At 66.2% G+C, this 25,694-nt stretch carries 25 protein-coding genes and 1 pseudogene; 12 read left to right on the top strand and 14 right to left on the bottom strand.

The features are described from left to right. Positions 1-164: 164 nt before the first annotated feature. The 3 genes from ribH to U5919_RS06760 all read left to right on the top strand — a co-directional run bounded on the left by ribH (position 165) and on the right by U5919_RS06760 (position 3,240). Entirely contained in the window at positions 165-569 is a 405-nt protein-coding gene (ribH, locus tag U5919_RS06770) for a 6,7-dimethyl-8-ribityllumazine synthase (RefSeq protein ID WP_336023015.1), read from the top strand. Beyond that, positions 566-1,759 (top strand): pyridoxal phosphate-dependent aminotransferase, encoded by a 1,194-nt coding sequence (locus U5919_RS06765; RefSeq protein ID WP_336023013.1) that lies wholly within the window; start codon positions 566-568, stop codon positions 1,757-1,759. The genes ribH and U5919_RS06765 overlap by 4 nt, the downstream gene beginning before the upstream one ends. Before the next feature lie 104 nt (positions 1,760-1,863). Next, on the top strand, positions 1,864-3,240 hold the full coding sequence (locus U5919_RS06760; RefSeq protein ID WP_336023012.1) for an MATE family efflux transporter: 1,377 nt from the start codon (positions 1,864-1,866) through the stop codon (positions 3,238-3,240). Between the two features lie 39 nt (positions 3,241-3,279). Here the strand turns inward: U5919_RS06760 and thiD are convergent, their stop codons facing one another. The 4 genes from thiD to U5919_RS06740 all read right to left on the bottom strand — a co-directional run bounded on the left by thiD (position 3,280) and on the right by U5919_RS06740 (position 7,233). Further along, the gene (gene thiD, locus U5919_RS06755) at positions 3,280-4,638 is read right to left on the bottom strand and encodes a bifunctional hydroxymethylpyrimidine kinase/phosphomethylpyrimidine kinase (RefSeq protein WP_336023010.1); all 1,359 of its coding nucleotides are present in this window, start codon (positions 4,636-4,638) and stop codon (positions 3,280-3,282) included. Continuing rightward, positions 4,639-5,322: a thiaminase II gene (gene tenA, locus U5919_RS06750; RefSeq protein WP_336023008.1), complete on the bottom strand. Its 684-nt coding sequence runs from the start codon at positions 5,320-5,322 to the stop codon at positions 4,639-4,641. A 71-nt stretch (positions 5,323-5,393) separates the two neighbouring features. Next, entirely contained in the window at positions 5,394-5,912 is a 519-nt protein-coding gene (locus U5919_RS06745; protein ID WP_336023007.1) for a hypothetical protein, read from the bottom strand. Position 5,913: 1 nt separating this feature from the next. Beyond that, positions 5,914-7,233 carry an NRAMP family divalent metal transporter gene (locus tag U5919_RS06740; RefSeq protein ID WP_336023006.1) on the bottom strand — a complete coding sequence of 440 codons (1,320 nt, stop codon included), beginning with the start codon at positions 7,231-7,233 and terminating at the stop codon, positions 5,914-5,916. Positions 7,234-7,378: 145 nt separating this feature from the next. Here U5919_RS06740 and U5919_RS06735 point away from each other — a divergent pair, with 145 nt between their 5' ends. After that, a complete protein-coding gene (locus U5919_RS06735; RefSeq protein WP_336023003.1) occupies positions 7,379-9,409 on the top strand; it encodes a DEAD/DEAH box helicase in 2,031 nt (676 codons plus the stop codon). A gap of 61 nt (positions 9,410-9,470) precedes the next feature. On the opposite strand, the gene U5919_RS06730 is transcribed toward U5919_RS06735, so the two are convergent. From U5919_RS06730 to U5919_RS06710, 5 genes and pseudogenes are all read right to left on the bottom strand, one after another. Continuing rightward, the gene (locus tag U5919_RS06730; protein WP_336023001.1) at positions 9,471-10,082 is read right to left on the bottom strand and encodes a DUF2238 domain-containing protein; all 612 of its coding nucleotides are present in this window, start codon (positions 10,080-10,082) and stop codon (positions 9,471-9,473) included. 88 nt (positions 10,083-10,170) lie between these two features. Further along, positions 10,171-11,139 (bottom strand): ribose 1,5-bisphosphate isomerase, encoded by a 969-nt coding sequence (locus U5919_RS06725; RefSeq protein WP_336022999.1) that lies wholly within the window; start codon positions 11,137-11,139, stop codon positions 10,171-10,173. Between the two features lie 44 nt (positions 11,140-11,183). After that, positions 11,184-11,375, bottom strand: a pseudogene (locus U5919_RS06720) (thioredoxin family protein); the annotation flags it as partial. Positions 11,376-11,391: 16 nt separating this feature from the next. Further along, positions 11,392-11,685: a DUF7521 family protein gene (locus U5919_RS06715; protein ID WP_336022997.1), complete on the bottom strand. Its 294-nt coding sequence runs from the start codon at positions 11,683-11,685 to the stop codon at positions 11,392-11,394. Beyond that, positions 11,685-12,059: a helix-turn-helix domain-containing protein gene (locus tag U5919_RS06710; protein WP_336022996.1), complete on the bottom strand. Its 375-nt coding sequence runs from the start codon at positions 12,057-12,059 to the stop codon at positions 11,685-11,687. The genes U5919_RS06715 and U5919_RS06710 overlap by 1 nt, the downstream gene beginning before the upstream one ends. A 306-nt stretch (positions 12,060-12,365) precedes the next feature. Between U5919_RS06710 and U5919_RS06705 the strand changes: the two genes are divergently transcribed. After that, on the top strand, positions 12,366-12,719 hold the full coding sequence (locus U5919_RS06705) for a DUF7344 domain-containing protein (protein WP_336022995.1): 354 nt from the start codon (positions 12,366-12,368) through the stop codon (positions 12,717-12,719). Between the two features lie 92 nt (positions 12,720-12,811). On the opposite strand, the gene ddfA is transcribed toward U5919_RS06705, so the two are convergent. Both ddfA and U5919_RS06695 read right to left on the bottom strand, forming a co-directional pair. Further along, positions 12,812-13,060: a DdfA family disk-determining factor gene (gene ddfA / locus U5919_RS06700; protein WP_336022993.1), complete on the bottom strand. Its 249-nt coding sequence runs from the start codon at positions 13,058-13,060 to the stop codon at positions 12,812-12,814. Between the two features lie 82 nt (positions 13,061-13,142). Continuing rightward, entirely contained in the window at positions 13,143-13,433 is a 291-nt protein-coding gene (locus U5919_RS06695) for a helix-turn-helix domain-containing protein (protein WP_336023880.1), read from the bottom strand. Between the two features lie 290 nt (positions 13,434-13,723). On the opposite strand from U5919_RS06695, the gene U5919_RS06690 reads away from it, so the two are divergent. From U5919_RS06690 to U5919_RS06680, 3 genes are all read left to right on the top strand, one after another. Further along, positions 13,724-14,554, top strand: a complete 831-nt coding sequence (locus tag U5919_RS06690; RefSeq protein ID WP_336022991.1) for a TrmB family transcriptional regulator — start codon at positions 13,724-13,726, stop codon at positions 14,552-14,554. A 1,118-nt stretch (positions 14,555-15,672) separates the two neighbouring features. After that, on the top strand, positions 15,673-16,584 hold the full coding sequence (locus U5919_RS06685) for a ParA family protein (protein ID WP_336022989.1): 912 nt from the start codon (positions 15,673-15,675) through the stop codon (positions 16,582-16,584). Next, positions 16,584-17,021 carry a DUF8160 family protein gene (locus U5919_RS06680; RefSeq protein ID WP_336022988.1) on the top strand — a complete coding sequence of 146 codons (438 nt, stop codon included), beginning with the start codon at positions 16,584-16,586 and terminating at the stop codon, positions 17,019-17,021. The genes U5919_RS06685 and U5919_RS06680 overlap by 1 nt, the downstream gene beginning before the upstream one ends. 256 nt (positions 17,022-17,277) lie before the next feature. On the opposite strand, the gene U5919_RS06675 is transcribed toward U5919_RS06680, so the two are convergent. After that, positions 17,278-17,793, bottom strand: a complete 516-nt coding sequence (locus U5919_RS06675) for a macro domain-containing protein (RefSeq protein WP_336022987.1) — start codon at positions 17,791-17,793, stop codon at positions 17,278-17,280. Between the two features lie 115 nt (positions 17,794-17,908). Between U5919_RS06675 and U5919_RS06670 the strand changes: the two genes are divergently transcribed. The 4 genes from U5919_RS06670 (at position 17,909) to U5919_RS06655 (ending at position 21,415) form a co-directional block, all read left to right on the top strand. After that, positions 17,909-18,757 (top strand): inositol monophosphatase family protein, encoded by an 849-nt coding sequence (locus tag U5919_RS06670; protein ID WP_336022986.1) that lies wholly within the window; start codon positions 17,909-17,911, stop codon positions 18,755-18,757. Between the two features lie 127 nt (positions 18,758-18,884). After that, positions 18,885-19,343: a CopD family protein gene (locus U5919_RS06665; RefSeq protein WP_336022985.1), complete on the top strand. Its 459-nt coding sequence runs from the start codon at positions 18,885-18,887 to the stop codon at positions 19,341-19,343. Positions 19,344-19,350: 7 nt separating this feature from the next. Continuing rightward, positions 19,351-19,818 carry a PH domain-containing protein gene (locus tag U5919_RS06660; RefSeq protein ID WP_336022984.1) on the top strand — a complete coding sequence of 156 codons (468 nt, stop codon included), beginning with the start codon at positions 19,351-19,353 and terminating at the stop codon, positions 19,816-19,818. Position 19,819: 1 nt separating this feature from the next. Continuing rightward, positions 19,820-21,415: a PH domain-containing protein gene (locus U5919_RS06655; protein ID WP_336022982.1), complete on the top strand. Its 1,596-nt coding sequence runs from the start codon at positions 19,820-19,822 to the stop codon at positions 21,413-21,415. Between the two features lie 54 nt (positions 21,416-21,469). Here the strand turns inward: U5919_RS06655 and U5919_RS06650 are convergent, their stop codons facing one another. Both U5919_RS06650 and U5919_RS06645 read right to left on the bottom strand, forming a co-directional pair. Then, complete coding sequence (locus tag U5919_RS06650; RefSeq protein ID WP_336022981.1) at positions 21,470-24,001, bottom strand: DUF2309 domain-containing protein; 2,532 nt, start codon at positions 23,999-24,001, stop codon at positions 21,470-21,472. Next, positions 23,991-25,484, bottom strand: a complete 1,494-nt coding sequence (locus tag U5919_RS06645) for a proton-conducting transporter transmembrane domain-containing protein (RefSeq protein WP_336022980.1) — start codon at positions 25,482-25,484, stop codon at positions 23,991-23,993. Before U5919_RS06645 ends, U5919_RS06650 begins: the two co-directional genes overlap by 11 nt. Positions 25,485-25,694 lie beyond the last annotated feature (210 nt).

The following is a 25,694-nucleotide window of genomic DNA, read 5'->3' as shown; positions in this document are numbered from 1 at the left end:
AGTTCGTTACAACTCTTGTGTTTGCGATTGGGAAACTCTCCTCGCGGGGCAGCGGCGACTCAACGCATCACACATCCGATAACTTGTGCGCGGCCGTGTCGACAGGGCTATGAGCACGCCGCCGTGCCGACACCTCTTTGACGTCCCCGCGGAACCGCTTCGGTATGGTAACGCTCGGATTAGTGGTGGCCGAATTCAACGCCTCGGTCACCGAACGAATGGAAGCGGCCGCACGCGAGGCGGCCGCGGAACGTGACGCCGACATCGGGACGGAGCTCTCGGTACCCGGCGTCTACGACTCGCCGCTGGCCGCTGACCGACTCGCCCGACGCGACGAGGTCGACGCCGTCGCCGTCGTCGGCGCGATCGTCACCGGCGACACCGACCACGACCGCGTCATCGCGGACGCGACGGCCCAATCGCTCACGGAGGTCAGTCTCGATCGGGACGTTCCGGTCACGTTCGGCGTCTCCGGCCCCGGACAGAGCGGGGCCGAGGCGAGAGAGCGAGTCGAGAAAGGTGCGGAAGCGGTAAACGCCGCGGTCGATATGGTGGAGACGTTGGCATGAGTTTCGACTTCGCAGCCCGCGTCGAACGGGTCGAACCGAGCGCGACGCTGGCGATCAGCAACAAGGCGAGCGAACTGGAAGCGGAAGGCGTCGACGTCGTCGACCTCTCGGTCGGCGCGCCCGACTTCCCGACGCCGGAGAACATCGTTGAGGCCGGAAAAGCGGCGATGGACGCCGGCCACACCAGCTACACGCCCTCGAACGGGATCCCGGCGCTCAAAGAAGCGATCGCGGCGAAGCTCCGCGACGACGGCATCGACGCCGAGAGCGACGAGGTGATCGTCACGCCCGGCGGCAAGCAGGCGCTCTTCGAGACGATCCAAACGCTCATCGATGACGGAGACGAGGTCGCCTTACTCGACCCCGCGTGGGTCTCCTACGAGGCGATGGTGAAGCTCTCGGGCGGCTCGCTCAACCGCGTCGATCTCGCCCCGTACGATTTCCAGCTCGAACCCGCCCTCGACGACCTTTCAGAATCGGTCTCCGACGACACCGAACTGCTCGTCGTCAACTCGCCGTCGAACCCGACCGGCGCGGTCTACTCGGACGCGGCGCTGGAGGGCGTCCGCGACCTCGCCGTCGAGCACGACATCACGGTCATCTCCGACGAGATCTATCAGGAGATCACCTACGGCGTCGAGCCGACGAGCCTCGGCTCGCTGGAGGGGATGGAGGACCGAACGGTCACCATCAACGGCTTCTCGAAAGCGTACTCGATGACCGGCTGGCGGCTCGGCTACCTCCACGCGCCCGAGTCGTTGGTCTCGCAGGCCGCGAAGCTGCACTCCCATTCGGTCTCCTGTGCGGTGAACTTCGTCCAGCACGCCGGGGTCGAGGCGATCCAGAACACCGACGAGGCCGTCACGGAGATGCGCGACGCCTTCCGCGAGCGCCGCGATATGCTCGCCGACCTGTTCGCAGAGCACGGCGTCGACGTCCCGGTCGGAGACGGCGCGTTCTATATGATGTTGCCAGTCGGCGAGGCGCAAAGCGCCTCGGAAAGCGCGAGCGGCGAGGGGCCGCGAGCGGACGATCAGGAGTGGTGTGCGGGCGCGATCGAGGACGCCCACGTCGCGACCGTCCCGGGCTCGGCGTTCGGCTCGCCCGGCTACGCGCGGATCTCCTACGCCGCGAGCGAGGAACGGCTCCGCGAGGCTGTCGACCGACTCGTCGAGCACGGCTATCTCTGAGGCGGCCGCACGGGTAGCTTCGCACGGCTACCGGTCTGACAGCCGACGGCGACGCACCGAACCCACGGAAACCTATTTGCTCCGAGCACTCGCAGGCCCACTCGTTGCTCTCAGTACCCCGTGAGCGCGTCCGCTCCGTCGGCGAACGAACGCTCGATCTCGGGTGGCCCGTCGCCGTCCAGCAGACGCTCAACACGCTGATGCGGACGGTCGACATCCTCGTCACGGGCTTCTTCTCGCCCGTCGCCGTCGCGGCGATCGGGCTCGCGGACCTCTACTCGCGGATCCCGCTCCGCATCGGGATGGGTCTCGGCAGCGGGGCGATCGCGCTCTCCAGTCAGGAGACCGGGCGCGGTGACTCCGTCACCCGCGACCGCGCCGTCACGCAGGCGCTGCTCATCGGTCTGCTCTGTGGGTTTCCGCTCGTTCTCGTCGGGTTCGGGTTCAGCGAGGCGCTGATCGGGCTGCTCGGAGCGGAGTCCGCGGTCGTCCGCGAGGGCGGTCGCTACTTGACGATCATCTTCGCCGCCGCGCCGATGCGCATCGTCGGGTTCGTCGGCGCGCGGGCGTTGCAGGGGACCGGCGACACCCGCACGCCGATGGCGATCAACGGCGGCGCGACCGGCCTGAACATCCTTCTCTCCCTGACACTCGGGTTGGGTCTCGCCGGCGCGCCTCGGTTGGGAATCGTCGGCGTCGGGATCGCGACAGCGGTCGGTCGGACGGTCGAAGCGTTGCTCGTCGTCGGCGTCTTTCTCAGCGGCCGCTCGGCGGTGTCGATCGCGCGGCCGCGGGGACTGCTTCTCACCCGCCAACTGCTCGGCGTGAGCGTTCCCGACATCCTCGGCGGATTGAGCACCGAGATCGCGAACTTCCCGTTCAACTCTCTGGTGCTGCTCTTCGGCACCGAGGCCAACGCCGCCTACCACATCGCCAACCGCATCTACCAGCAGTTCGCGGCCCCGTTCTTCCGCGCGTTTCGGACCGTTTCGAGCATCCTCGTCGGGCAGGCGCTCGGCGCGGGAGAGCCGGGCGAGGCGCGCGAGACGGCGACTCTCGTCGCCCTGTTCAGCCTCGCGACGCTCGGGACGATCGGCGCGCTGCTGTTCGTCGCCGCGGAACCGCTCGCGACGCTTTTCACTCGCGACGCCGCGACGATCGGCTTCGCAACCGAGTTCAACCGCGCGTTCGCGGTCTCGATGGTCTTCATCGGCGTCTACTTCCCGCTCTCGGGCACGCTGAAGGGTGCTGGCGACACGCGAACGCCGTTCTACGCGGGCGTCGTCGGCTCGTACGTGTTCCTCCTCGGGGCGTCGTACCTGCTCGCGATCACGCTCGGGCTCGGGCTGTCCGGCGTCTTCGTCGGGATCGTGCTCTCGTACGTCGCCCGCGCCGCCATCGTCGGCCGCGAGATTCTCGGGGACGACTGGACGGCGCTCGCCGCGCGGATGATCTCGGAGCGAGAATCCGCGAACGAGTGATCTCCGAGCGAGGAATCGCGGTGACCTCCGGGCGAGGTGTTACTCCGCCGCGACGACTGCGGCGTTCACTCGCAGCAGTTCGTTCCGCAGTTCGGCCGCCGAGTCGGCGAACAGCCGGCACATCGCCTCCTTTCCGACGGCCCCGCGGTCGTAGATCCCGTCGGGGACCGCCTCGCGGTCGGTCATCGCGCGCTCGACCGTCCACGCCATCGTCCCGCCGTCCCGTCCCTCGGTCGGATCGGCGTCGGGTTCGGCTGTGCGGTCCACCTCGACGGCGTCCAACCGCTCGTCGACGGCGGCGGCGACGGCGTCGTCGAGGCGGACGTTCGCCGCCGCGGCGACGCTCGGATCGTACGAGCGAACCGCGAGCAGGAGCCGCGCGACGTGGCTCGACGCCCCGAGCCGAACGTCGCCGGTCGGCGTCATCCCGTCGGCGGTCCGGTGGAGTCGGCCCTCCACGGCGGCCACCTCGTCGGCTCCCGTCGCGTACGGCGTCGCCACGGCGACGTTCAGTCCGACCTCGGGAACGAGCGCGGACGCGTCGTGTTCCCGGAGCGCTCTGACCACCTCGCGAACGCCCTCGACCGCGTCGTGCCGGGCGGCGTCGTTGCGGATCGCCACGGAGTGATGAACGGGGCCGGCACCGTCGCCGACGTCGAGGCCGTAGCGAATCGCCCGGTCGATGATCGCCTCCGCGCGGTCGACGGCCCTCGGCAGGTCGTCGCCGGCAGCGAGACCGGCGGCAACGGCCGACGAGAGGGTACAGCCGCTGCCGTGGGTGTTCTCGGTGTCCTGAGGGCGCTTCCGATACGTTCGCGTCTCGTCGTCGGTGTGGAGGACGTCCACGAGTTCGTCGTCGTCGAGGTGCCCCCCGGTCACGAGGGCCGCCGCGGGCCCCGCATCGACGATGGACTCGGCGGCCGCCCGCATCTCGCGCTCGTCCGTGATTTCTCTCCCTGTGAGGACTTCCGCTTCGGGGAGGTTCGGCGTGACGAGCGTCGCCCGGGGGAGCAGTTGATCTCGGAGCGTCTCCTCTGCCTCCGCCGCGAGGAGTCGGTCGCCGCTCTGGGCGACCATCACGGGGTCGACCACCAGCGGGAAGTCGCACTCGGCGAGGCAGTCTGACACCGTCTCGACGATCGAAGCGGAACTGAGCATTCCCGTCTTCGCGGCACCGACGTCGAAGTCCTCTGTGACGGCTCGGATCTGGGCTTCGACGACGTCCGCGTCGACGTCGCCGATCGCGTCGACCCCTCGCGTGTTCTGCGCGGTGACGCTGGTCACGGCGCTGGTGCCGAAGACGCCCAGCGCCTCCATCGTCTTGAGGTCCGCTTGGACGCCGGCACCGCCGCCGCTGTCGGAGCCCGCGACCGTCAGGGCGATCGGGGGAGCCGTCACTCACACCACCTCCGCGCTCGCGCGCTCGCTGGGCCATTCCTCTTCGGTGTGGGCCATCTCCCAGAAGGCGTATTCCAGTTCGGCGCTCCGACGGAAGGCCGCCTTCATATCGTCGCGAAGCGACGGGTGGGCCTCGGCAGAGCGGTCGACCAACTCGCCCATCCACGCGACCGATTCGCGGAAGGCGTCGCTCGTGTACTTCTCGATGAACGGCGTGTAGCGGTGTTCGCCGTCCGCGAGATCGGCCATGTGATCGGCGACGTCGAGGTATCCTTGGCCGCAGGGGTAGATCGCGGCCGCTCCCACCGGGAACGGGCGCTGTTGAGCCGTTCGGAGGAGGAAGTTGGTATAGGCTTCACACGTGGGCGACTTCTCGACGGCGGCCAAGTCGTCCGCGGTGAGACCGTAGTCCGCGGCGAACGACCGGTGGAGATCCATCTCCTCGTCGACGATGGCGTTGGCCACCTCGAAGCAGTGGGCCATCGTCGGCTCGTCGGCCGCCTTCGTCCCGAGCGTCGCGAACGTCCGCGCGTAATCGAGCAGGTAGCGGTAGTCCTGTTCGAGCCACACTCGGAACGCCGACTCGTCGAGGCTGCCGTCAGCTAGTTCGCGGACGAACGGGTGGTGCAACTGCGCGTCCCAGAGGTCTTCCCCGGCGTCGACGAGGTGGTCGCTGAAACCCATCTGTGTCTGGAAGATTCGGATCCGCCGTGATATAACTGACGTATACAACCAAAGAATATCCCGTCTCGAAACTACGGGGTTACGACCCGATCCGCCCACACTCGCAGGTCATCGAGCGCCGCTCGCTCGTTCCGCGATACGGGGCCGTCGACGCCGAGTTCGTCGCTCTCGAAGGCGTTGCAGACGACGACCGCGGCGTCCTTGCAGTAGTCCAACAGCGTCGAGGCGTCGAATTCGACGGCGTCGCCGGCCTGGAAGGGAATGGTCGCATCGTTGACGAAGACCGCCCGCGGGCGCTCGGGAGCCGACTCGACGATCCGTCGGGACCGACGTGCGTTCTCGGCCGCGAACGCCAGCGTCTCCGCTTCCGTCTCACCGGCTGCTCGGGGAGCTTGCGCTTCGATGGCCTCGTAGCGAACGCCGTCCGGGACGTCGACGAACCGCGTGAGTCTCCCCCCTAGCAGCCTGCCGTCGGTGCCCCGTTCGGTCACCCACGCGTCCAGCGCGCGCGCGGTCAGCCGGGTCTTTCCGACGTTCGAGGGCCCGGTGACGAGCGTGCGGCCGGAGAGCGGAATCGGCAGCGACTCCATCTCAATCAGCCCACTCCGGGACCGTCGATCCACCGACCACCCGACGGCGGACGTACTTCGCGAACAGCCCGACGACGGCGAGAGCCAAGAGGACGGCGAACGCGAGGACGGCACCCGAGAGGAGAGTGACGCCGCGGGCTAGCTGTTCCCTGACGAAGTTGGCCGCGAGCGTTCCCGAAACCAATAGGAGCGCGAGGCCGGCCGCGTTGGTGGGCGTCGCGGTCGGCCGCGACACCGCCGAGGAGTTGAGGAGGTAGACGACGAGCGCGATGGCGAACGGCGTCCCGACCGTGCCAAGCGCGAGCACGAGCACGAGCTGGCCGAGGACCTCCCCGCCGATTACGGCCCCGAACGCGGACAGGAGCGAGACCGCGGCGAGCAGCGCCCGATAGCGCGCGTCCTCGACCGACGTTTCCCAGCCGAGTTTGTCCGCGACGACGAACGGCGGGACGATGGTGTTGCCGCCGAGCGTCGAGACCGAAGCGCCGCCGAGTCCGAGCAGGAAGAGCCACTTCGCGCCGTCGCCTGCGAGCGGCCCGAGCGCCTCCGCGGCGGCGACGGTGCTGAGGTCCGGATCGGTGAGCACGCTCGCGGCGACGAGAAAGATGGCGACGCTGTAGACGCCGAAGGCGACGAGCATCGACGCGCCGACGTCGAACGTCGCGAGCCCGTACTCCTCGTCGCCCCACCCCCGCGCGCGCATAGTGTAGGAGTGCATCGTTATGAGGGTGACGTGAACTGCCCCGCCGAGGATGCCCGCGGCGACCAGCGCGGTCCCGCCGGGAAGCGTCGGAACGAGCCCCCCGGCCGCTGCCCCCGGATCGACGGGGACGACGAACAGCGACGCGACGAAGGCGACCACGACGCCCGCGACGAGAACTTTCGCCGCGGTCTCGAGGACGCCGTAACCCCGTCCGGCGAGGCCGACCGCGAGCACGACCGCCCACGTGAGCCCCCAGACGCGGGGGTCGAGACCGGTCATCGTCGCGGAGACGCTCGCGAGCGTGTTCATTATCACGAGCTGTGCGACGCCGGCGGCGACGACGACGTCGACGACGAGCAGCCACGCCCACCACTCGCCGAGGTGGTCTTCGACCACGCCGACGATGCCCCGCTCAGTGAGCAGGCCGAGACGCATCGCCAGATACTGCGCGAGCGTGCCGGCGGCGGCCGACAGGAGCACGACCCACAGCAGGTCGTACCCGTAGCCCGCCCCGGCGGTGATCAGCGTCGCCATCGTCGCCGGTCCGGCCGCGATGGCACCCGCGACCCACGAGGGCCCCATCTCGCCGGCGTACCCGCGGAACCTGTCGACGTTCATCGATACGCACCCCGAAACGTCTCGTATATCATCGCTCACCACACAGTTTTATTCGCGGGTAATAAAATGGCGTGGTCTGCGGAACGCACCGTCGAGCCGGTCTGTCGCCCGCGAGTTTTTATACGTTGACGCCGCCACTCGGAGTGTGCACGTCAGCGACCTCCCCGTCTCCGCGGCCGTCCGCGAGCACTACCGCGATTCGGGGATCGAGGAGCTTTACCCGCCGCAGGCCGCGGCCGTCGACGCCGGGATCGCCGAGGGCGAGAACGTCGTCGCCGCGATCCCGACGGCGTCGGGCAAGACGCTGATCGCCGAACTGGCGATGCTGACGGCCGACGGACCCGCGCTGTACGCCGTTCCCCTGCGCGCGCTCGCTCGCGAGAAGTACGAGTCGTTCGCGGAACTGCCCGGTGTCAGCGTCGGCATCTCGACGGGCGATTTCGACTCGCCCGCCGAGGAACTCGGTGACGAGGACGTCGTCGTCGCCACGGCGGAGAAGGTCGACTCCGCGATCAGGAACGGCGCGTCGTGGGTCGAAGACCTCGCCTGCGTCGTCGTCGACGAGGTCCACCTACTCGGACAGGAGCGGCGCGGCCCGACGCTCGAAGTCACGCTCGCGACGCTGCAGCGGCGCGCGCCCGGCGTACAGATCGTCGCGCTCTCGGCGACCGTCGACAACCCCGAGGACATCGCGTCGTGGCTGGACGCCGGACTCGTCGAGTCGACGTGGCGGCCGGTCACCCTCCGGACGGGCGTCTACGACGGCGACGACGTCGAGTTCGACGACGGGTCGGCGCTCGACGTGAACGTCGATAGCGGCGCGACCGACGACGGGGCAGAAGCCGGCGGAGCGAACGGCGATCGGGACACCGAGGCGACGGCAGATCTCGTCGCCGACGCGATCGCCGCGGGCGGGCAGTGCCTCGCGTTCGTTCGCTCGCGGAGCGAGGCGGAGTCGTTGGCAGCGCGGCTCGCCGCGGAGGACTTGGCCGTCGACGAGTCGGCCGCGGCGGATCTCGCGACGGGGATACGCGACGTCGACGGCACCTCGACCGGACGTCGGCTGGCGGCGGCGGTCGAGTCGGGCGTCGCGTTCCACCACGCCGGCCTCGTGAGCGAACACCGCGCGCTCGTCGAGCGCGGGTTCCGCGAGCGCGAACTGGGCGTGCTGTGTGCGACGCCGACGCTGGCAGCAGGCGTCAACGTCCCCGCGCGCCGCGTCGTGATCAGAGACCTCGAACGGTACACTGGCGAGGAGATGTCGCCGCTGCCGGTGCTGGAAGTTCATCAGATGTGCGGGCGCGCGGGCCGTCCGCACCTCGACCCCTACGGCGAGGCCGTCCTGATCGGCGAGGAACGTACGGCGGACGACCTGTGGGAGCGGTACGTCGAGGCCGGCCCCGAGGCGGTCGAGTCGCAACTGACCGAGCGGGAGGCGCTCCGCACGCACGTCCTCTCTGTCGTCGCCTCCGGCTTCGCCGACTCGACGGCGGGCGTGCTCGACCTGTTGGACGCGACGTTCTTCGCCCACCAGTCGCCCGATGTCGACCTCTCGGGGCTGCTCGGGAGCGTCGTCGACGAGTTGGGCGCGATGGAGTTGCTGGAGGTCGGCGACGACGAGGCGGAAGGGGTGTCGCGGGACGGCTCGACCGCACTCGCTGCGACGGCTCTCGGCGAGACCGTTTCCCGGCAGTACGTCCGCCCCGAGACGGGCGCGCGGCTCATCGAGGGAATCAGAACGATCGAGACGATGACCGAGGAGACCGTCACGCCGCTCACGGCCCTCGGGGTCGTCTGCGCGACGCCGGATATGCGCGGGACGTACCTCGGCAACCGCGAACGCGCCGACATCTACCGGTACGCCTCCCGGCACGCCGCGGAGTTCACGACCGCGCCCGACGCGGCGGAGGACTTCGAGGCGTGGCTCTGCGCGGTCAAACTCGCGCGTCTCGTCTTCGAGTGGGGTGAGGGCGCGACGATCGAGGACCTCGTCGACCGGTTCCGCGTCGGCCCCGGCGACGTCGAATCGCACGTCGAGCGCGCGGCGTGGCTCCTCGGCGCGGGCGACGCGCTCGCGGGGACGCTCGACTCGGAGGTGACCGTGTTCGAGGCGGTTCGACAGCGACTCGCCGAATCGCTGGGCGAGGACGACGTCGAACGGAGACGGCCGCGGTGAGCGGGACGTCGGAACTGCGCGCGTGAAGGACGAGGCGCGCGGAGGACGGGGAATCCGTCGGTCAGTCGGAATCGGTACCGATCGATTCGTCGCCGCGCTCGCCGTCGAGCGAGCGCGTGTCGACGCGACTCCGGTAGAGCAGCGTCGCCGCCGCGAACAGCGCCGCGCCGGTCGTGTTGACGAGTAAGTCGATCACCGTGTCCTCGACGTAGAACTCCAAGGACCAGTGGTACCAGAAGGTCTTGAAGACGAACTCGTAGACCTCGAAGCCCGCGCCGATCGCGAGCACGGCCGCGACGAGCCACGTCGGCGATCGGAGCGTCGACTCGCGGAAGGTCAGTGCCAACAGCACCGCGACGCCGAACCCGCCCATCGCGTGCGTCATCAGGTCCCACCACGGGAGCGCGGTGTAGACGTTGTAGTGGACGCCGCCGAAGTGCAACCCCGACACGAGAAGGGACCACGCCGCGAGCGCGGCCCACGCGCCCGTCAGGGGGTCGCCGCGGGGAAGTTCGCGGCGGAGCCGCACGGCGAGGTGTCTCGGCCACGACGGGAGAGAGCGGTGGTCGGGATAGCCCGACGTTCGCGTCGTCGCCCACGTCGCGACGAGCGTGAGCAGGAGGGAACCGGCCCCGACGACGAGCTTCGGGGAGAAGTGCGGGAGGGACTCCATCGGTCCGGGGTCCCCGCCGCGTCGATAAAACTCTTCTGTGCTGGGCGCTGATCGGCGGCGACGATATCTGCCCTGCTCCCTCTACCTGTCAGGTTTCAGTCCACGGCTCCGACGTGCTCTCGCCGAACAGTTCGCGCATCAGCGTGACGATGCTCTCCGGCGGGAACTGCCCGCGCTCGGTCACGATGGCGTCGACGTAGCGCGGCGGCGTCACGTCGAAGGCGGGGTTCAATACGGTGATCTCGCCGATCTCGCGCTCCTCTGACTCGCTTATGACCTCCCGCTCGTCGCGCATCTCGATGTCCACGGTCTGCCCCGTCAGGGTGTCGGGGTGGAGTTTGATCGTCTGGGCCGCGCAGACGATCGGCGTGCCCCGATCGCGGGCGTTGACCGCGAGCCCGCTCGTGCCGATCTTGTTGATCACCGATCCGTCGGCGGCGATGCTGTCGGCACCGACGAGGACGTGATCGACCTCGTTGAGGTACCGGCGCGCCGCGGAATCGACGATGAGCGTCACGTCGACGCCCAACTCCGTCAGCGCCTCCGCAGTGATGTGGCCCTGATTCCGCGGCCGCGTCTCCTTGACGTACGCCGACAGCGACTTCCCCTGCTCGACGGCGGTCTCGACGCAGGCGAGCACGTCCGTCGAGTGACAGTGCGTCAAGAGCGTGTCGCCGTCGCGGAGTCTGTTCGCCCCCACTCGCCCGAGATCTTTCTGCGCGGTATCGAGTCGTCGACAGAACTCCGAGACGCTGGCGCGGACGCTCGCGCGCAGGCGTTCGACGGTTTCGCCCTCGACGTCGCGAAAGACGTACCGGAGCGCGTTCGGGAGACTCACCGCCGTCGGCCGGGTGTCGTAGAGCACGCGCGCGGCCGCCCGGAGCTCGGCCCGGAACTCTTCGGGGGACTCCGCCTCGCTCGCGGCCGCCTGCTCGCCGAGAGCCTTCGCCGCGGCGGCGGCGATGGTCGCCGCACCTCGGATCTCCATCGATCCGATGTCCTCGGCGGTTCGGTGGACGGCCTCCGCCACGTCGACGTCGTCCTCGGAACGGTTCATACCGTCCGTTTCGGGCTCGTTGGTAAAAAGAACGCTCCCGAGACTTCACTGTCGCTGAAGAGCAGGAGGGTCGGCACGCCGCGGACCTGGTACTGCTGGGCGAGCTGTTGGTTGCTGTCGATGTCGACCTTCACGACCGCCGCGACCGTCGATTCCGCCAGCGATTCGACGGTCGGTTCGAGCATCTGGCACGGACGGCACCAGTCCGCGTAGAAGTCGACGAGGACGATGTCGTATACAGTCCCCTTGACGTCAGTCGGCGTACAACGAGTACGTGATGACCGCGAAGCCGACGAACGTCAAGATCGCGTCGATGAGGATGCCGGTCGCGAGGTCGACGCCGAGGATGAAATCCAGCGTCCCTCCGAGAAGCGCGCCGAGCGTGATGATGCCGAATCCGAGTGCGAGCGCGCGGAGCGCTCCCGTGCCGGTCTTCCGGTAGGCCTTCCAAGAGAAGTACGTGATGAGCCCTCCGAGGATGAGAATCCCGGTCTTCACCACGATGATTCCCGTTGCGATGCTGGTCGTTGCGGTATCGTGTGGCATTATGTTTCCTCCCGTACGGCGGTCCAGATGTCTGCGAGTCGCTCTTCGGGCCCCTTGTCGACGTGGGCGATCTGTACGTCGAGTTCGCGAGACTCCGTGATCGCGATGCGAACCTCCTCGAAGGCGACGGCGTACGTCGTCGTGTGGTGTCCGTCCGACCTGATCTCCGTTCCCTCTTCGAGGAGTTCCGCCTCGGTCAGGAGATCCAGTTTCCGATACGTCGTCGAGAGCGGTATGTCAGTGCGCTCTGAGAGTTCGCTCGCCGTTTGCGGCTCTTCGAGCGCTCTGATGATGGCTCTCGCGTCTGCGTCGTCGAGTGCGTCGAGGACGGTCCGCAGGTCCGCTGACTCTCTCGCGGACGACTCGCGCGCCATTATGGGATGCTGGATAAGGGGCCGTATTAATCTCCCGGGATTCGCGCAGGATGAATCCAACTGAAACTGCAGTCATACGTAGCGGGTACTGTCGATACTCTCTCGGTAGATCGCTAACAGGACACTGACCGCCTCAATGAGACGGTTTTTGAGATTAATTGGCTCTCGAATCGACCATCTGTGTTTTAATCCTCCGCCATAGTTTGAGGATTCGGGTTAACGACACGGGTTTTCGGCTAGGTCTGCGAAGTATTTAATCCGTGTTCACGCGAGCCGATGTCCCAACTGGACATAGTGAGACCATCTATGAGCGACTTACAACAGCAGATATCGACCGAGACAGCACTAGAGTTGCTGACCAATCAGCAGCGACGGCAGATCCTTCGCCGGATAGCTGACACACCCGACGGGGCGACTATCGACCAGCTTGTGAAACAGCTAGGAGCGGCGAACTCGATTCACCCAGACGGAAACGGATCCTTCGAACATCGAGGTATCGAGCTTCACCACGTTCACCTGCCGATGTTACAGGACGCGAACGTGGTTGATTACGACGCCAGTCAGGGCACTGTCCATCGCGGCCGAGAGTTCCAAGGCGTGCTCTCTCTGCTCGAAGTGATTGACGCCCACCGAAAAGAGACGTCAACGACGTTTTCCTAATCACAGACTACCTCCATCGATTTCACACAGAGGGTGTGGAAACAGTCAGATCGCGATCATTCGGTACCGTGTGGTTCAGTGCCACATAGACACTACTCGTCGTCTCCCTCGCGGAACGTTCCATCGACTTGGATTTCGATGCTGCCGTTCTCGTTCATCGAGACGTCGGTGTCGGCGTACCTGAACGAGACTGTTACCGACGACGACTGTCCCCGGGTGAGCAATGCATCGAGCGCATCAGGGTCGATGCTCCGGTGGAGTGGTGGGAGGTCAGTCATCGCTTGACCAGTAGCGGCAGCAACTGCTTCGACGAGAGTTGCGCTAGGGTGCTCCGACTGCATCCACTCGTGACGAACTGTGGTTGGGTGCGTCTCTTCGTCTGTGGTCCGGTCGGGGGTGTCCGAATCACCCGCATCATTCGTGTTATGGCACATTATGTATCACCGATTGCGTCGATAGAGAACCGGCGGGAAACAGAATTCCACCGGAGAGTTCCTTCTGTAGCCATTCGTCCCGTGTCTGTATAGCGTTGTTGTGACCATCCTGGTGAACACGTGTTCGAGGCACGTCGGCAACTTCACCCACGTCTTGAGCAGTCCTTTTCCCGAGGCTGACGAGAGCGACGAACGTCCGTACGGCGTAGGTACTGAGCCCGAGTGCTTTGGGATGCTTGACGGCCGTCGACCGTGCTTGGTCCGATGAGTCGCCGGACAGTATGTCGGCACCAGTTTCGTGAAAACCACCGGTTGTGGTGGCTTCTGACGTGTAGCGACAGAGAGGTTGGGACCAGTTCTGTGGTTACACGCCACAGTACTCTCCGTGCTACCCGTACAAAGAAGTATTGTGATTAAGTGGGTGAATGCCTGTGTGATGCGGCCCCACTGGGCTCAAAAAACCTCATCCCTCCTTAATTGTGTAACTGTGCGAGTGACACAGTTGAATCTCGGTGCGACGTACTAAACATCTAGGAGGCAAAGAGATTCTAGCAGCCGAGGTTGGGACCAATGGACGATACTTCAAATCAAGATCAAGCGATCGAACTGCTCCAAGAACTCGGGCTCAAAGAGTACGAGGCCAAGTCGTTCGTGGCACTCGCACGCCGCCAGAGTGGAACAGCGAAAGATATCAGCGAGACATCTGAGGTGCCCCGGACGCGCGTCTATGACGCGATTCGAGTGTTGGAATCGAAAGGCCTCGTCGAGACCCAGCATTCGAGCCCGCAGGTGTTTCGTGCTGTCTCCATCGACGAGGCTGTCAACACACTCCAGACCGAGTATGTAGAGCGCGCGGAATCACTCCGAGACGCACTGAGCGGGCTCGAACCGACTGATGATGAAACCGTCACCGAAGCCACTCACGAGGTGTGGGCAATTTCGGGTGATCAGGGTATCACGAGTCGGACCCAGCAGTTGATCGAGGGGGCGACCGACGAGGCGATCCTCGTTATCGGGCACGAGAGTATATTCACCGACCAGTTGGCCGAGCAGCTGCGGGCGGCTAAAGGACGGGGCGTCAACGTTGTGGTCGGGACGGTTGATGAGGAACTCCGGATCGCGATTCAAGACGCGCTTCCGGATGTAGAAGTGTTCGTATCCGAGCTGGACTGGGTGAGTCGCTCGCCACTCCCGGGAGATGACACCGAGATCAGCCGGTTGTTACTGACTGACCGAGAGGCGATTCTGGTGAGCTCGTTCACCGAGGGCCGTTACGACGGGCGAGAACACGAACAGGGCGTGTTCGGGCGAGGATTCGACAACGGCCTCGTCGCGATTGTTCGACGGCTGATGGCTACCGGGCTACTAGTTGAGAACGACCCGAGAGAAGGCGAAGCCTGAGTAGCCCTCACTGTATACGGCTAGACTGCCATCGCATTACCGAGGGTAGCGGACGTGTCGCCGGGGCACCGACCCCGTTACAGTAGCGTGTGCAAGTCTTCACTCACCCGATCGCACGACAGCGTGCGATCGGATGAGCAATGGGTTGCACACGCTACTATCGGTCATACCCACCGAGAGCGGATTCGTCCGAAACCACGTATTACCGCGCGGTGTACCCCTGTAGTCTCTACTCCCACCGACAATATCTATATCGCGGCATTTGATTTATTGGTGAGGCAGAACACGCTTCAACGGAAATCCATAACTCCATCTCTCCTGCTTTTCGACAAATCGAACGAAAACACCACTGCATCACGATAGCGATAGCATCGACACCCCAGCTGATGCTTTGGCTCCATACACAAGACCGACTGTCGCCTCGCGACATATTCTCTCTTCACTACACAGACCTGCGAACCCGACCTCAAACGGACTTCGGTCCCGAAACCGACGTGACGCCCCAGCTGATTTTTCACCTGTCTACCACGAGTAACTGCTCTTTGAATCACTGATTCATTGATTCCGTGAGATATCGGCGTATACAGCGCCTGCAACTGGTAGGGACTACTGTCCGTCCGCTCTCCATCGAACTCTCGTCGGACGGTATCGCGAGAATCGAGAGATAGGTACGAAACTCCGATGAGTCCCCGCCCGATCGTATGCCGCCGTGTGAAGACACGTGAACGTCTGCAAACTGCTCGACGATCAAGTAGTCAGAGAGATCTGGACTCAAGTATTCAGAGATTCTTTGAATCAATTCATCAGTGATTCAAAGAATCAATAACTCACTGATCCACTGAGTCCGTGATTCAAAGCCTCTATGACTCATTGATATACTGACTCAATGAGTCATAACTCGTCTAAAACGCCCGCTTAAGCCCGATACGAATTTCAATGATTCAATGATTTTTGGATTCAAAGAGACCATCGGACGGAACTCGATGACATCTACCACGGCTAATTGACGGTATATACCACCGACAGCGCCAAAAACGTACGAGTAACCGAATTAGTGATCGGATCTCTCACCGAAAGTTCACTATGGATTTATGAATCACTGACTCAATGATCGATCGATGACGGAACTACCTGTCGGATGGGGCGTCACGCCGTCGACCGGAATCCCGACTGTCGCTTTCGGCAACCAGAAGGGGGGGACTGGGAAGACGACCGGGACGATCAACAGTGCGGCGGCCTTGGCCACCCGGGGCCACGACGTCCTCGCGATCGATATGGACCCGCAGGCGGATATGACGAAGGGGCTCGGACTGGGACCGGGCGACGACACCGATTCGTCGAATCCGAAAAACGAGCTGCCGAACGTCCTCGTCACCGACGAGGCGAACCTACTCGATGTGCTCGTCGACAACCCGCGCACGCACGATACGAGGCTCTCGGAGATCGTCGTCGAAGCCGACGAGTACGAGCACCTGAACTTCGATCTGGTCCCGAGCCACAAAGATATGGGTCTCGCTCGGGACTGGATGGACGACGCGAACGCTCGCCTCTCGCTGAAATCCGCGCTCGAAGACTTGGTCGAGGACGGCTACGAGTACGATTTCGTCCTGATCGATTGCCCTCCCGATCTGTCGGTCCTGACCGACGCGGCGTTCATCGCGGCGCAGAACGCGTTCTTGGCGGCACAAACCCAAGCGACGTCGCGAGACGCGTTAGACGATCTGTGGGATCAGCTCGAATCGATAGAGGAGAACCAAGGAATCGAGATCGCGATCGTGGGACTGCTCGCGAATATGTACCGCGACGACGGCCAATCGCGGAAGTTCGAGACCGTGTTCACCGAGTCGTTCGCCTCGATGGCACCGATTTTCAAGCTCCCGATGCGGGTCGCGATACAGCGCGCGTGGGACAACGGGCGCGACATCTTCGAGTGGGAAGACGCGAACGATCAGGACGTAGAGCGCGACCTCTTCGTCGAAATCGCCGCGACGATGGAACGCGCCTTCGGCAGAACGGAGGCGAAGGTCTGATGCCCCGAGGAATGGACGAGCGGTTCGAGGATCCCGCTGATGAAGTCGACGAAGCGGAATCAGCCGCGAATCGAACGACAGCGCGAGAGTCCGAAGAGCAAAACGCCGACGCAGGCGAGACGTCTACGCAATCGAATGGGCCGGAAGACGCGCCCGCGACCGACGGCGACGCGTCGGATCCGGACCGAGAGCCGGAGGACGAACCGCTGAACATCCGCGAAGATTGGGATCCGGCGACGATATACGTCGAGCCCGAACAGAGCGAAGACATCGAGATCGCTTTCACGCGCCTGAAAAAGCAGTTGAAGCGCGAAAACGTGACGCTGGAGAAGAACAAGCACTTCTACCGCGCGATTTTCGAGGTCGCGTTCGATGAGCACCGAGAGGAAACGAAAGCGAAAATTCGCGAAATCGCGATGCAAGACGACAATCAGTGAATCTGTGAATCACTGAGTCATTGATTTTTGGAATTCAATCGCAGAAAGGCAGAGTGGCTCCGCGTTCCGTCGGTGGTTTGGTTCTTCTAACGGTTCACGACGATAGTTCAGTAGCCATATACTTCTATACGCTATACAAACCGTCGTCGGGCCCGCCGAGGACGTTCTCGCAGCATCCTCGGCGGCGGGAGTCAGACGACGATTGTCAATCCGCTCGATTCGTCTCAGAGACGCCGATAGCGGGCGACAACGGAACTCACGTCTCTCGTTGGCGGATTTCGGCGGCGACTCGCGAGACGGTTTCGTACTCGCCGTCTCCGTACGCGATGAATCGGACGTCTTCGAGCGAACCGGGGTCGAAGGTGTCGATCTCGCGCAGAATGATTCGCGCACCCGCTTCGAGATCGAACCCCGCGACACCGCAGCCGAGCGCCGGGATTACGAGCGACTCACAGCCGAGTTCGTCGGCGCGTCGCAGCGTGTTTCGGGTGGCCTCGCGGACGCTCTCGACGGTCGCCTTTCCGTCCCCGTAATGCGGCATCGCCGCGGCGTGGATCACGTACTCGGCGTCGAGGTCGTAGGCGTCGGTGACGGCGACGCCGCCGAGATCGACCGGACCCTTCGAGACGGCCTCGCGGTTCACCGCCTCGCCGCCCGCTCGTCTGAGCGCGCCCGCGACCCCCGAGCCCATCTGGAGGCTCGTCCCGGCGGCGTTGACGAGCGCGTCCGCCGACTGCCGTGCGATGTCTCCGTGGACGACAGTAAACTCCATACACGATATCTGACCCGCGAAGAAAAAACGTCTGTGGCGTCCTTTCTCGCCGTCGGCCGAATGGACCGACCCCGGGAACCGAACTCCTCTTGTCGCGCTGGGTACTCTCGCGGGTATGAGCGATCGATCGGTGGACCGCCCGCTCTTGGAGGCTGTGGCCGCCCGAGCCGTCCGGGCCAGCGGCGACTACCTCGCGGATGCGTTCCGCGGCGACGCGGTCGAGGCGGAGTACGGCATCGATGACGTGAAGACGGCCGCGGACCGAGCCGCCGAGGAGCGCGCGCTGGGGGTAATTCGAGAGGCCTTCCCCGAGCACGCGGTTCACAGCGAGGAATACGGTCGCGACGGCGAACATCGCTACGAGTGGGTCGTCGACCCGCTCGACGGGACGAACAACTTCGCCGCCGACATCCCGCTTTTCGCGGCGGCGGCGTGCGTCCTCGACGACGGCGACCCGCTCGTGTCGGCGGTCTACGAACCCCTCCCAGACTCGCTGTATCTCGCGCGGCGGGGCGGCGGAGCGACGATCGACGGCGACCCGCTCGTCGCCGAGAACGGCCGATCGCTCCCGCACGGAACCGTCTCGTTCGTCGTCGGCCTCCCGGCGCTCCGCGACGAGGCGTATCGAGAGCAAGCCGAAGGGTTAGAAGATGCTCTCGAGGATCGCTGTAAGCGCGTCATCAACACGTGGTCGCCCTGCGTCGACTGGGGGCTGCTCGCGCGCGGATCGATCGAGGGGCTCGTCGCCTACCGACCCGACGTCTACGAGCAGTACGCGGGCGCGCTGCTCGCCGAGGAGAGCGGCGTCGTCCACAGAGTCTTCGACGTCGAGGAGGGCGGAACGGGCCTCGAAGAGCGCACGAGCGATACCGACGCGAAGGGGATCGACGGCCTCTACGTGGCGGCGACGGACCGCGAGACGTGTGACCGACTCGTCGAGGCGGCGATGACGGTTCTCGATTGACGTCGACGTGGCGATGACGGTTCCCCGGTCGCGGTCGACCCGGCGGTGAGGGTTCTCGATCGACACCGAGCGGAGAGGCCGCTCGAAACCGCCGGGTTTCAAGCGCCGTCGGTCCCTGCCGACGGCTATGGTACTCGACACTGTGATGGTGACTCTGCACGTCCTCGTGGGCGCGCTGTGGGTCGGTAGCGTCGTCTTCGTCGCCGGTGCGATCCTCCCCGCCGCCGCCGAGGGCGCGCTCGATGCGGCCCCGCTGGAGACAATCACCGACAGGTTGGTTTACCTCTCCCGCGGCGCGTCGGTCGTGATGTTCCTCACCGGCGGCCACCTCGCCGGGACGCGCTACACCGTCGAGACGCTCACCGGATCCGGACGTGGCCACCTCGTCCTCGCGATGCTCGCGCTGTGGCTCGTGCTCACCGCGCTCGTCGAGATCGGCCGGAGTCGACTCGTCGACGGCTTACAGGAGAAGCGCGTTCGGACGCCCGTCGCGGAGTCGGCGACCGTCTTCCGCGCGGCGGCCGTCGTCGGCGTGCTCCTCCTCGTCGACGCCGGACTGCTCGCTTCGGGACTGACGCTCTACTGAACCGGAAATGAACCGACTCAATCCCCGCATCCGGCTGCTGTGGATCGTCCGCTCTCTGATCACGGCTGCAGTGCTCGCCGGGATCGCCTTCGGCGTCGGCCGCGTCATCGATCCGGCGTGGCTCCCCGCGTGGGCTCCCGCGGTCATTTTCGTCGCGTTCGGCGGCCTCGGCGTGACGCTCGCCGTCCTCCGCTATCGCGTGTGGCGCTACGAGGTCCGCGAGGATTCACTCTATCTCGAACGCGGCGTGTTCACGAGGGTCCGGACGGTCGTTCCGTTCGTCCGGATTCAACACGTCGACACGTCCCGCTCGCCGACCGAGCGGTTCGTCGGTCTCGCGAGCACCGTCGTCTACACGGCGGGGTCGCGCGGTGCCGACGTATCGGTTCCCGGACTCACGCCGGACGACGCCGACGACCTGCGTGAACGGCTGAAGCGGCTGGCAATCCGCTCGGAGGGCGAGGACGCCGTCTGAGATGCCCCGAAGCCTCTCGCCGCTGTCGATTCCGTACCGCGCGTTCCAGCGCGGCGGCGGCATCGCCGTCTTCCTCGCGTTCGTGCTCAGCGGCGGCGTCACGATCCCGGGCGTCGGTCCCGCGGGCCCGCTGATCGTCCTCGGTATCGGCCTGCTCGCCGTGGCGGCACTCGTCGGCTACGAGATCGCGTACGTCAGGCGGTTCAGCTACGAACTCGCGACGGAAACGCTCGACATCGATTCGGGGGTGCTCTCGCGTCGGAACCGCGAGATCCCGCTCCGGCGGATCCAGAACGTCGACATCTCTCGGAACGTCGTCCAGCGCCTGCTCGGTATCGCGCTCGTCTCCTTCGAGACCGCCGGCGGCGGCGAGACCGAGGCGCAACTCAAATTCGTCACCTTCGAGGAAGCCAAGCGGCTCCAGCGCGAACTCGCGCGGTTGAAGCGGGAAGCCGCCGCCGAGGAAGCGACGGCCGACGGCGAGGAGGAGACGCGGGCGGTCACCGCAGAGCCCGAATCGACTGAGCTGTTCGCGCTCGATCGGAGCGAACTCGCGATCCTCGGCGCGCTGTCGGTCGATCTGCGCGTTCCGGGGATCCTCTTTCTCCTCGTCTCGACGATCGGTTCTACGGTCATCTCCACGTACCTCGAAGCGGTCCCCGGCGTCGCGCTCGCGCTCGCCGCGGGCGTGCTCGTCGTCGTCGTCGCGCTCGTCTCGTGGCTCGTCGGGGCCGCCGCGGCGATCATCGAGTACTACGACTTCCGGCTGGTTCGCTCGGGCGACGAGCTACAGTACGAACGCGGCCTGCTCCAGCGCTACGACGGCTCGATCCCCTTCGACAAGATCCAGACGCTGACGATCGCGGACAACCCGCTGAAGCGGCACTTCGGCTACGCGACGCTGTACATCGAGACGGCGGGCTACGCGCCCGGCAGTTCGGGCGGGTCCCGCGGCTCTGAGGCGGCGATCCCGCTGGCAAAGCGAGATCACGTGCTCGAACTCGTCGAGGAACTCGAACCGGTCGGCGAGGTCGATTTCGAGCGGCCCCCGCGATTGGCTCGGCGGCGGTACCTAGTCCGCTATCTACTCGTGGTCGGCGTGCTCACCGGGATCACCTACGGTGCGGAGACGCTGTTTCCGCTCCCGTTCCCGCCGTGGCTTCCCCTGCTGCTCGCGCCGCTGGCGGTACTGTTCGCGCACGCGACGTGGCGCAACCGCGGGCACTGGCTGGGCGAGCACCACGTCGTCACCCGAAACGGCGTGCTCAGACGCGAGACGAAGATCGTCCCCTACTACCGGATCCAGACGGTCATCGATTCCCGCAACGTCTTCCAACGCCGGCTGGGCCTCGCGACCGTTACCATCGACACCGCGGGGTCGCTCTCGCTCGGGGGGCAAGACGCGGCCGCAGTGGACGTGTCGGGCGCCCGGGCCGACGAGTTGCGCGAGGGGCTCGAAACGCGGCTCGAAGACGCCGTCGACGCCTACCGCGCCGGTCGCGCCGGAATCGGCTCCGAGGACGAGCCGGGAGCGAGCGATGGCGACGAGGCCGACGACTCGACGGGCGACTGGGAACGGCGCGGAGAAGAGACGTAACCGGGACGCGACCGCGGATCGGGACCAGACCGGGAATCGAGTCTCATCCGATCCTCAGTCGTCGGCGACGGCGGCGCTCACTTCGATCGATTCTCTCTGCGCCTCCTCGACCGTCGGCTTCGCCGCCTCGCTGAGGCCGGTCCACGCGAGCTCCTCCTCGTACTGGAAGGCCGCGTGATCCCGAGTGGGGTCGACGACGGTCAGCGAGAGCCAGTCGTTGTCCAAGAGCTCGGTGAGGTGGTCGTGCCCCGAGAGGACGTCGGTGACGCGGTCGACCGGCGCGTGGACGACCGTCGAGAGGCGAAGCGGCTGGTGGTAGGGCTCGTCGGCGGCGCGCATCACCGACTGCAGCGGCAGTCCGGCCAAGAGGTCGCCCCCGTTGCCTTGGTAGACGCCGACGTTTCCGATCGGGTTCTGCGTCACCTTCGATCCGCTGCCGTAGGCGGCGGTGTCGACGGTGGCGAAGTAGTACTGGGCGTTGATCCACTGGGTGACCACCATCGGCCCCGTCAGGATCGCCTCCAAGGCGTCGCCCTCGGAATCGGTGCGCCAGTCGTACGAGTGGAGGAACGAGCGCCCGGCGAGGTCCAGATCCGCCGTGAGCTCACGCCGTCCGACGACGAACCCCGCGTTCCCGGCGAGGCCCCACTCGGGGCGTGTCTCCGCCCAGTCGGCAGCGCGGCGCTTCGTCTCGCGCCCGGCGTCGTCGGGAGCGACCCCCATCGACGCCGCGCGTTCGGCGGTGGCGTCCGCGGTGGCGCTCGCGAGGTCGACCCGGAGCGCTTCGACGTCGCGCTCGTGACTTTCGGGGACGTCTCCGGCGAACAGCGTTACCTCGTCGGTCGTGGTGTTGTGCTCGCCGGCGACGAAGACGGTGTCGTCGGGAATCTCGATCCCCCGCTCGGCCAGCGCCGACTGCACCCTGTCCTCGTTGCAAATCGCCGCGAGAACGCGGGCGTTCGGACCGCCGGGGTTGCCGGCGCAGGCCCCGCAGTCTAGGCTCGACCCGAAGGGGTTGTTCTCCGTCTCGCTGGCGTGACCCGTGAACACGACAAGGCGTGCGAACTCCTCCCAGCCCATCAGCTCGAAGGCGTTCGCGGCGTACTCGACGCGCTCTTCGAACGTCATCCCTCGCGGGATCTCCCCATCGTCGGAGCCGTCGCGATCGAGCGCCGGTCGACAGAACTCGCGTGCACAGGGGGTCCGCTCGTCGATCGCGTCGAGGGCGTCGTGGACGCGCCCCGGCAGGAGCGTCCGCGCCGCGAGCGCGGCCCCGTAGCCGCTCCCGGCGGTCTCGACGAAGCTGAACGCGGTCGCGGCGTTCGACTTGAGCCCTTCGAGGACGGACTCGCCGGCCTCCAGCAGGTTCGTCCACCGCGCGTGGCGCTCGTGGCTATGCTGGTGGGCTCCCGACGGCCGGTCCTCGATCCGGTGGGCGACGTCGACGATCGGCGGACACGCGTCGGTGCCGACCGCCGAGTCGAATCCCTCATAGCGCATCGGGATGCCGAAGAACCCGGCGTAGCCGTGCGTCTCGTAGTTCCCGGCCGATTCGACGTGCCGGCGGATTACCTCAGAGCGGGTGTCGATGCAGAAGACCAACTGTGCGTCCGGGCGCACTCCATCGTCGGCCCCGTGCGGTGCGTCGTCTCCGGGTTCGTCGCCCTCCTCGCCGACGCGAGGGCTCCTCGCGGCGACTTCGTCGACGAGGCGCTCGCGGTACGTCGCCTCCCACGCGGTCAGCCACGCCTCCGCGAGCGGGGCATCGTCCGCGCCGTCCGCGCTCCCGGGAGTCGATCCCGAACCGGCCGTCGCCGCGTCGGGGACGATCGGCGCGTCGAACCGGTCCGCGAGCGTCAGCCGGACGGCCAAGTACCCGGGCAGCGTGATCGGACAGGCCGACTGCCAGACGTCGCCGTCTTCGACGCGGCGTTTGATCAGCCCGGTCCAGCCGGGGAGCGCGCTCAGGTGGTGCTCGAACGCCGACGGCCAACGGTCGCGCGGGTGATCCGTGAGGCGGTCGGCGAGCGCGTCGATCGGATCGTTCGGGAGCGCCGCGATCGACGACCGATCGGGTATCTCGCGGTCGTACTGCGCGGCGGCGCGGAACGCGCAGTAGAACCCGCGGGACCGATCCGGCATCGGCCACTCGGCGGCTCCCTCGTCAAGGAACGCCGACAGCCACTTCGTCAGGACGGCATCGACCCGGTCGGACGGCGTCGTCGCCCGGTCGTCGACGTCTGGAGTCGCGTCCTCCGCCTCGGTCTCCGCGGCCGCCATCCGGTCGAGGTGCGTCTCGGGGTCGAACCCGTCGGCCTCGGGATCGCCGTACCCGTGCCGCGCTAGCGCCTCGCGCAGCCTGTCGGGGTCGATCCGACCCTGCTCCCAAGCGCGGCGGAAGACCGACGCGCTCGGGTAGCCCTGTCCCCCGTACAGGCGTTCCCCCTCCCGAACCGCCTCGTGGAAGGGTCGGTCCTCGAACCCCGAGAGCGGGTTGGCCGTCACGAACGAGTGGAGCGGCCAAGTGCGTCCGACCGCGCGTTTCGCCTGTTCGATGCTGTCGCGGATGGCGGTTTCAGTACTCATTGTAGTCCTCCGTGGCGGTCAGAAGCGTCGCAGACGGCGGCCGGGTCGCGTTCAGCAGCGCCACGTAGAGCCGACGGCTGCGCCGGTACGCGCCCGTCTCGATCGCGAAGTAGGCGAGGAGGAACGCGGCGGCCACGACGGCGTGTCCGACCGTCAGTTCGGCCGGTGCGGTGACGAGCGGCACGTCGCGCAGGACCGCCCCGACGGCCCGGTAGGCCGCTCCGTACAGCGCGATCGCCGGGAGGAACACGAGCGGGACCGCGGCGATCCGGACCGACGCGGACAGTGCGGTCTGCGAGAGCGACGTCCGCGCCGCGTGCAGCGTCGTCAGGACCACGATCAGCAGCAGCAGCGCGCCGCTGTCGAATCCGGTTCCTTTGCCGGTTACCGCGGCGAACACCGCGCCGCCGGCGATCGCCGAGAGGAGCGTCACCGCGACGCCGCCGGGACCGAGAGCGCCGTCGTCGGAGTCCGCGGTCGGGCTCGTCCGCTCGACTCGGCTCCCCGCCGAGAGGAACTTGTAGGCCTTGTAGAACCCGTGGAGGATCAGGTGCGTGATCGCGGCACCGAAGAAGCCGAGTCCGGCCTGCATAATCATGAAGCCCATCTGCCCGACAGTCGAGCAGCCGAGACGGCGTTTGACGTCGGTCTGGACCGACTTCAGGAGCTTCCCGCCCAGCGCGCTGACCGCGCCGACGAGGACGATAGCGAGCATCACCGACGGCTCCGCGGTGACGACGGGCGAGAACCGGAGGAGCAAGATCCCGCCGGCGTTGACGAACCCCGCGTGCATCAGCGCCGATGCGGGCGTGGGGGCGGTCATCGAGCCGAGGAGCCAGCCGTGGAACGGCAGCAGCGCCGACTGGATCATCGCCGCGAGGACGAGCGTGCCCGAGACGGCGAACGCCGTCGTCGCGGGCAGCGACTCGCCGGCCGCGGCGAACCCCGCGACGGTCGTCGCGCCCGTCTCCCACCACAGGACCGCGATGGAAACAGCGAGAAGCGCGCTGCTCGCGAGGAAGTACCGGCGGGCGAACCGCGCGGCCGACTGCGCCTGCGGCCAGCCGCGAACGTGGCCGATCAGGTCGGCCATCACGAGTCCCATCGCCAGCCACGCGGCGGCGAAAAGCAGCGCGTGGTCCGCGGCCGCCAGCACCATCACGACCAGCGTGAAGCCGAACGTCCGGCCGAAGAACCGCTCGATCCCGTGGGACCCTGCCATATACCGGCGCGAGTAGCTGTTGACGATGCCGGCGAAGAAAGTCACGACGGCCCACAGGAGAAGCGTCAGCCCGTCGATAGCGAACGGACCCACAGACGGGAGCGACGTCCACCATCCGAGGGCCTGACCGACGGTCCCCCCGAGGCTTGCGACGAACAGCGCCCACGTGAGTCGCGTGACTGCGACGGGCGTTAGCGCGTCCGTTTGCGGTTCCCCGCCCGGTAACTCTCCGATTGTCGTCGGTTGCTTCTGTCCTGTCATCCTTTGGTGTCTGGGCGATCTGCCAGTCCGCCCGACGACCTACCCCGGTCGTCAGTTGCAGTGACAGATCTTCTCGCCAGATTCGAGAACAGACTGACTATTAAATCCACCTATTCCGAACAGATTGTTCACTAGAAAGAGAGTTATAGAACATTATGTTCCCAATTCCCGGCGAGAGGTCAAACCGCGGCGTCGACGCCCCTGTCGCCC

The organism is Halobellus sp. LT62, from assembly GCF_037031285.1.
GTDB classification, from domain to species: Archaea; Halobacteriota; Halobacteria; order Halobacteriales; family Haloferacaceae; genus Haloquadratum; species Haloquadratum salinisoli.
The sequence above is the reverse complement of the archived record's forward strand: the minus strand, read 5'-3'. Positions and strand labels throughout refer to the sequence as shown.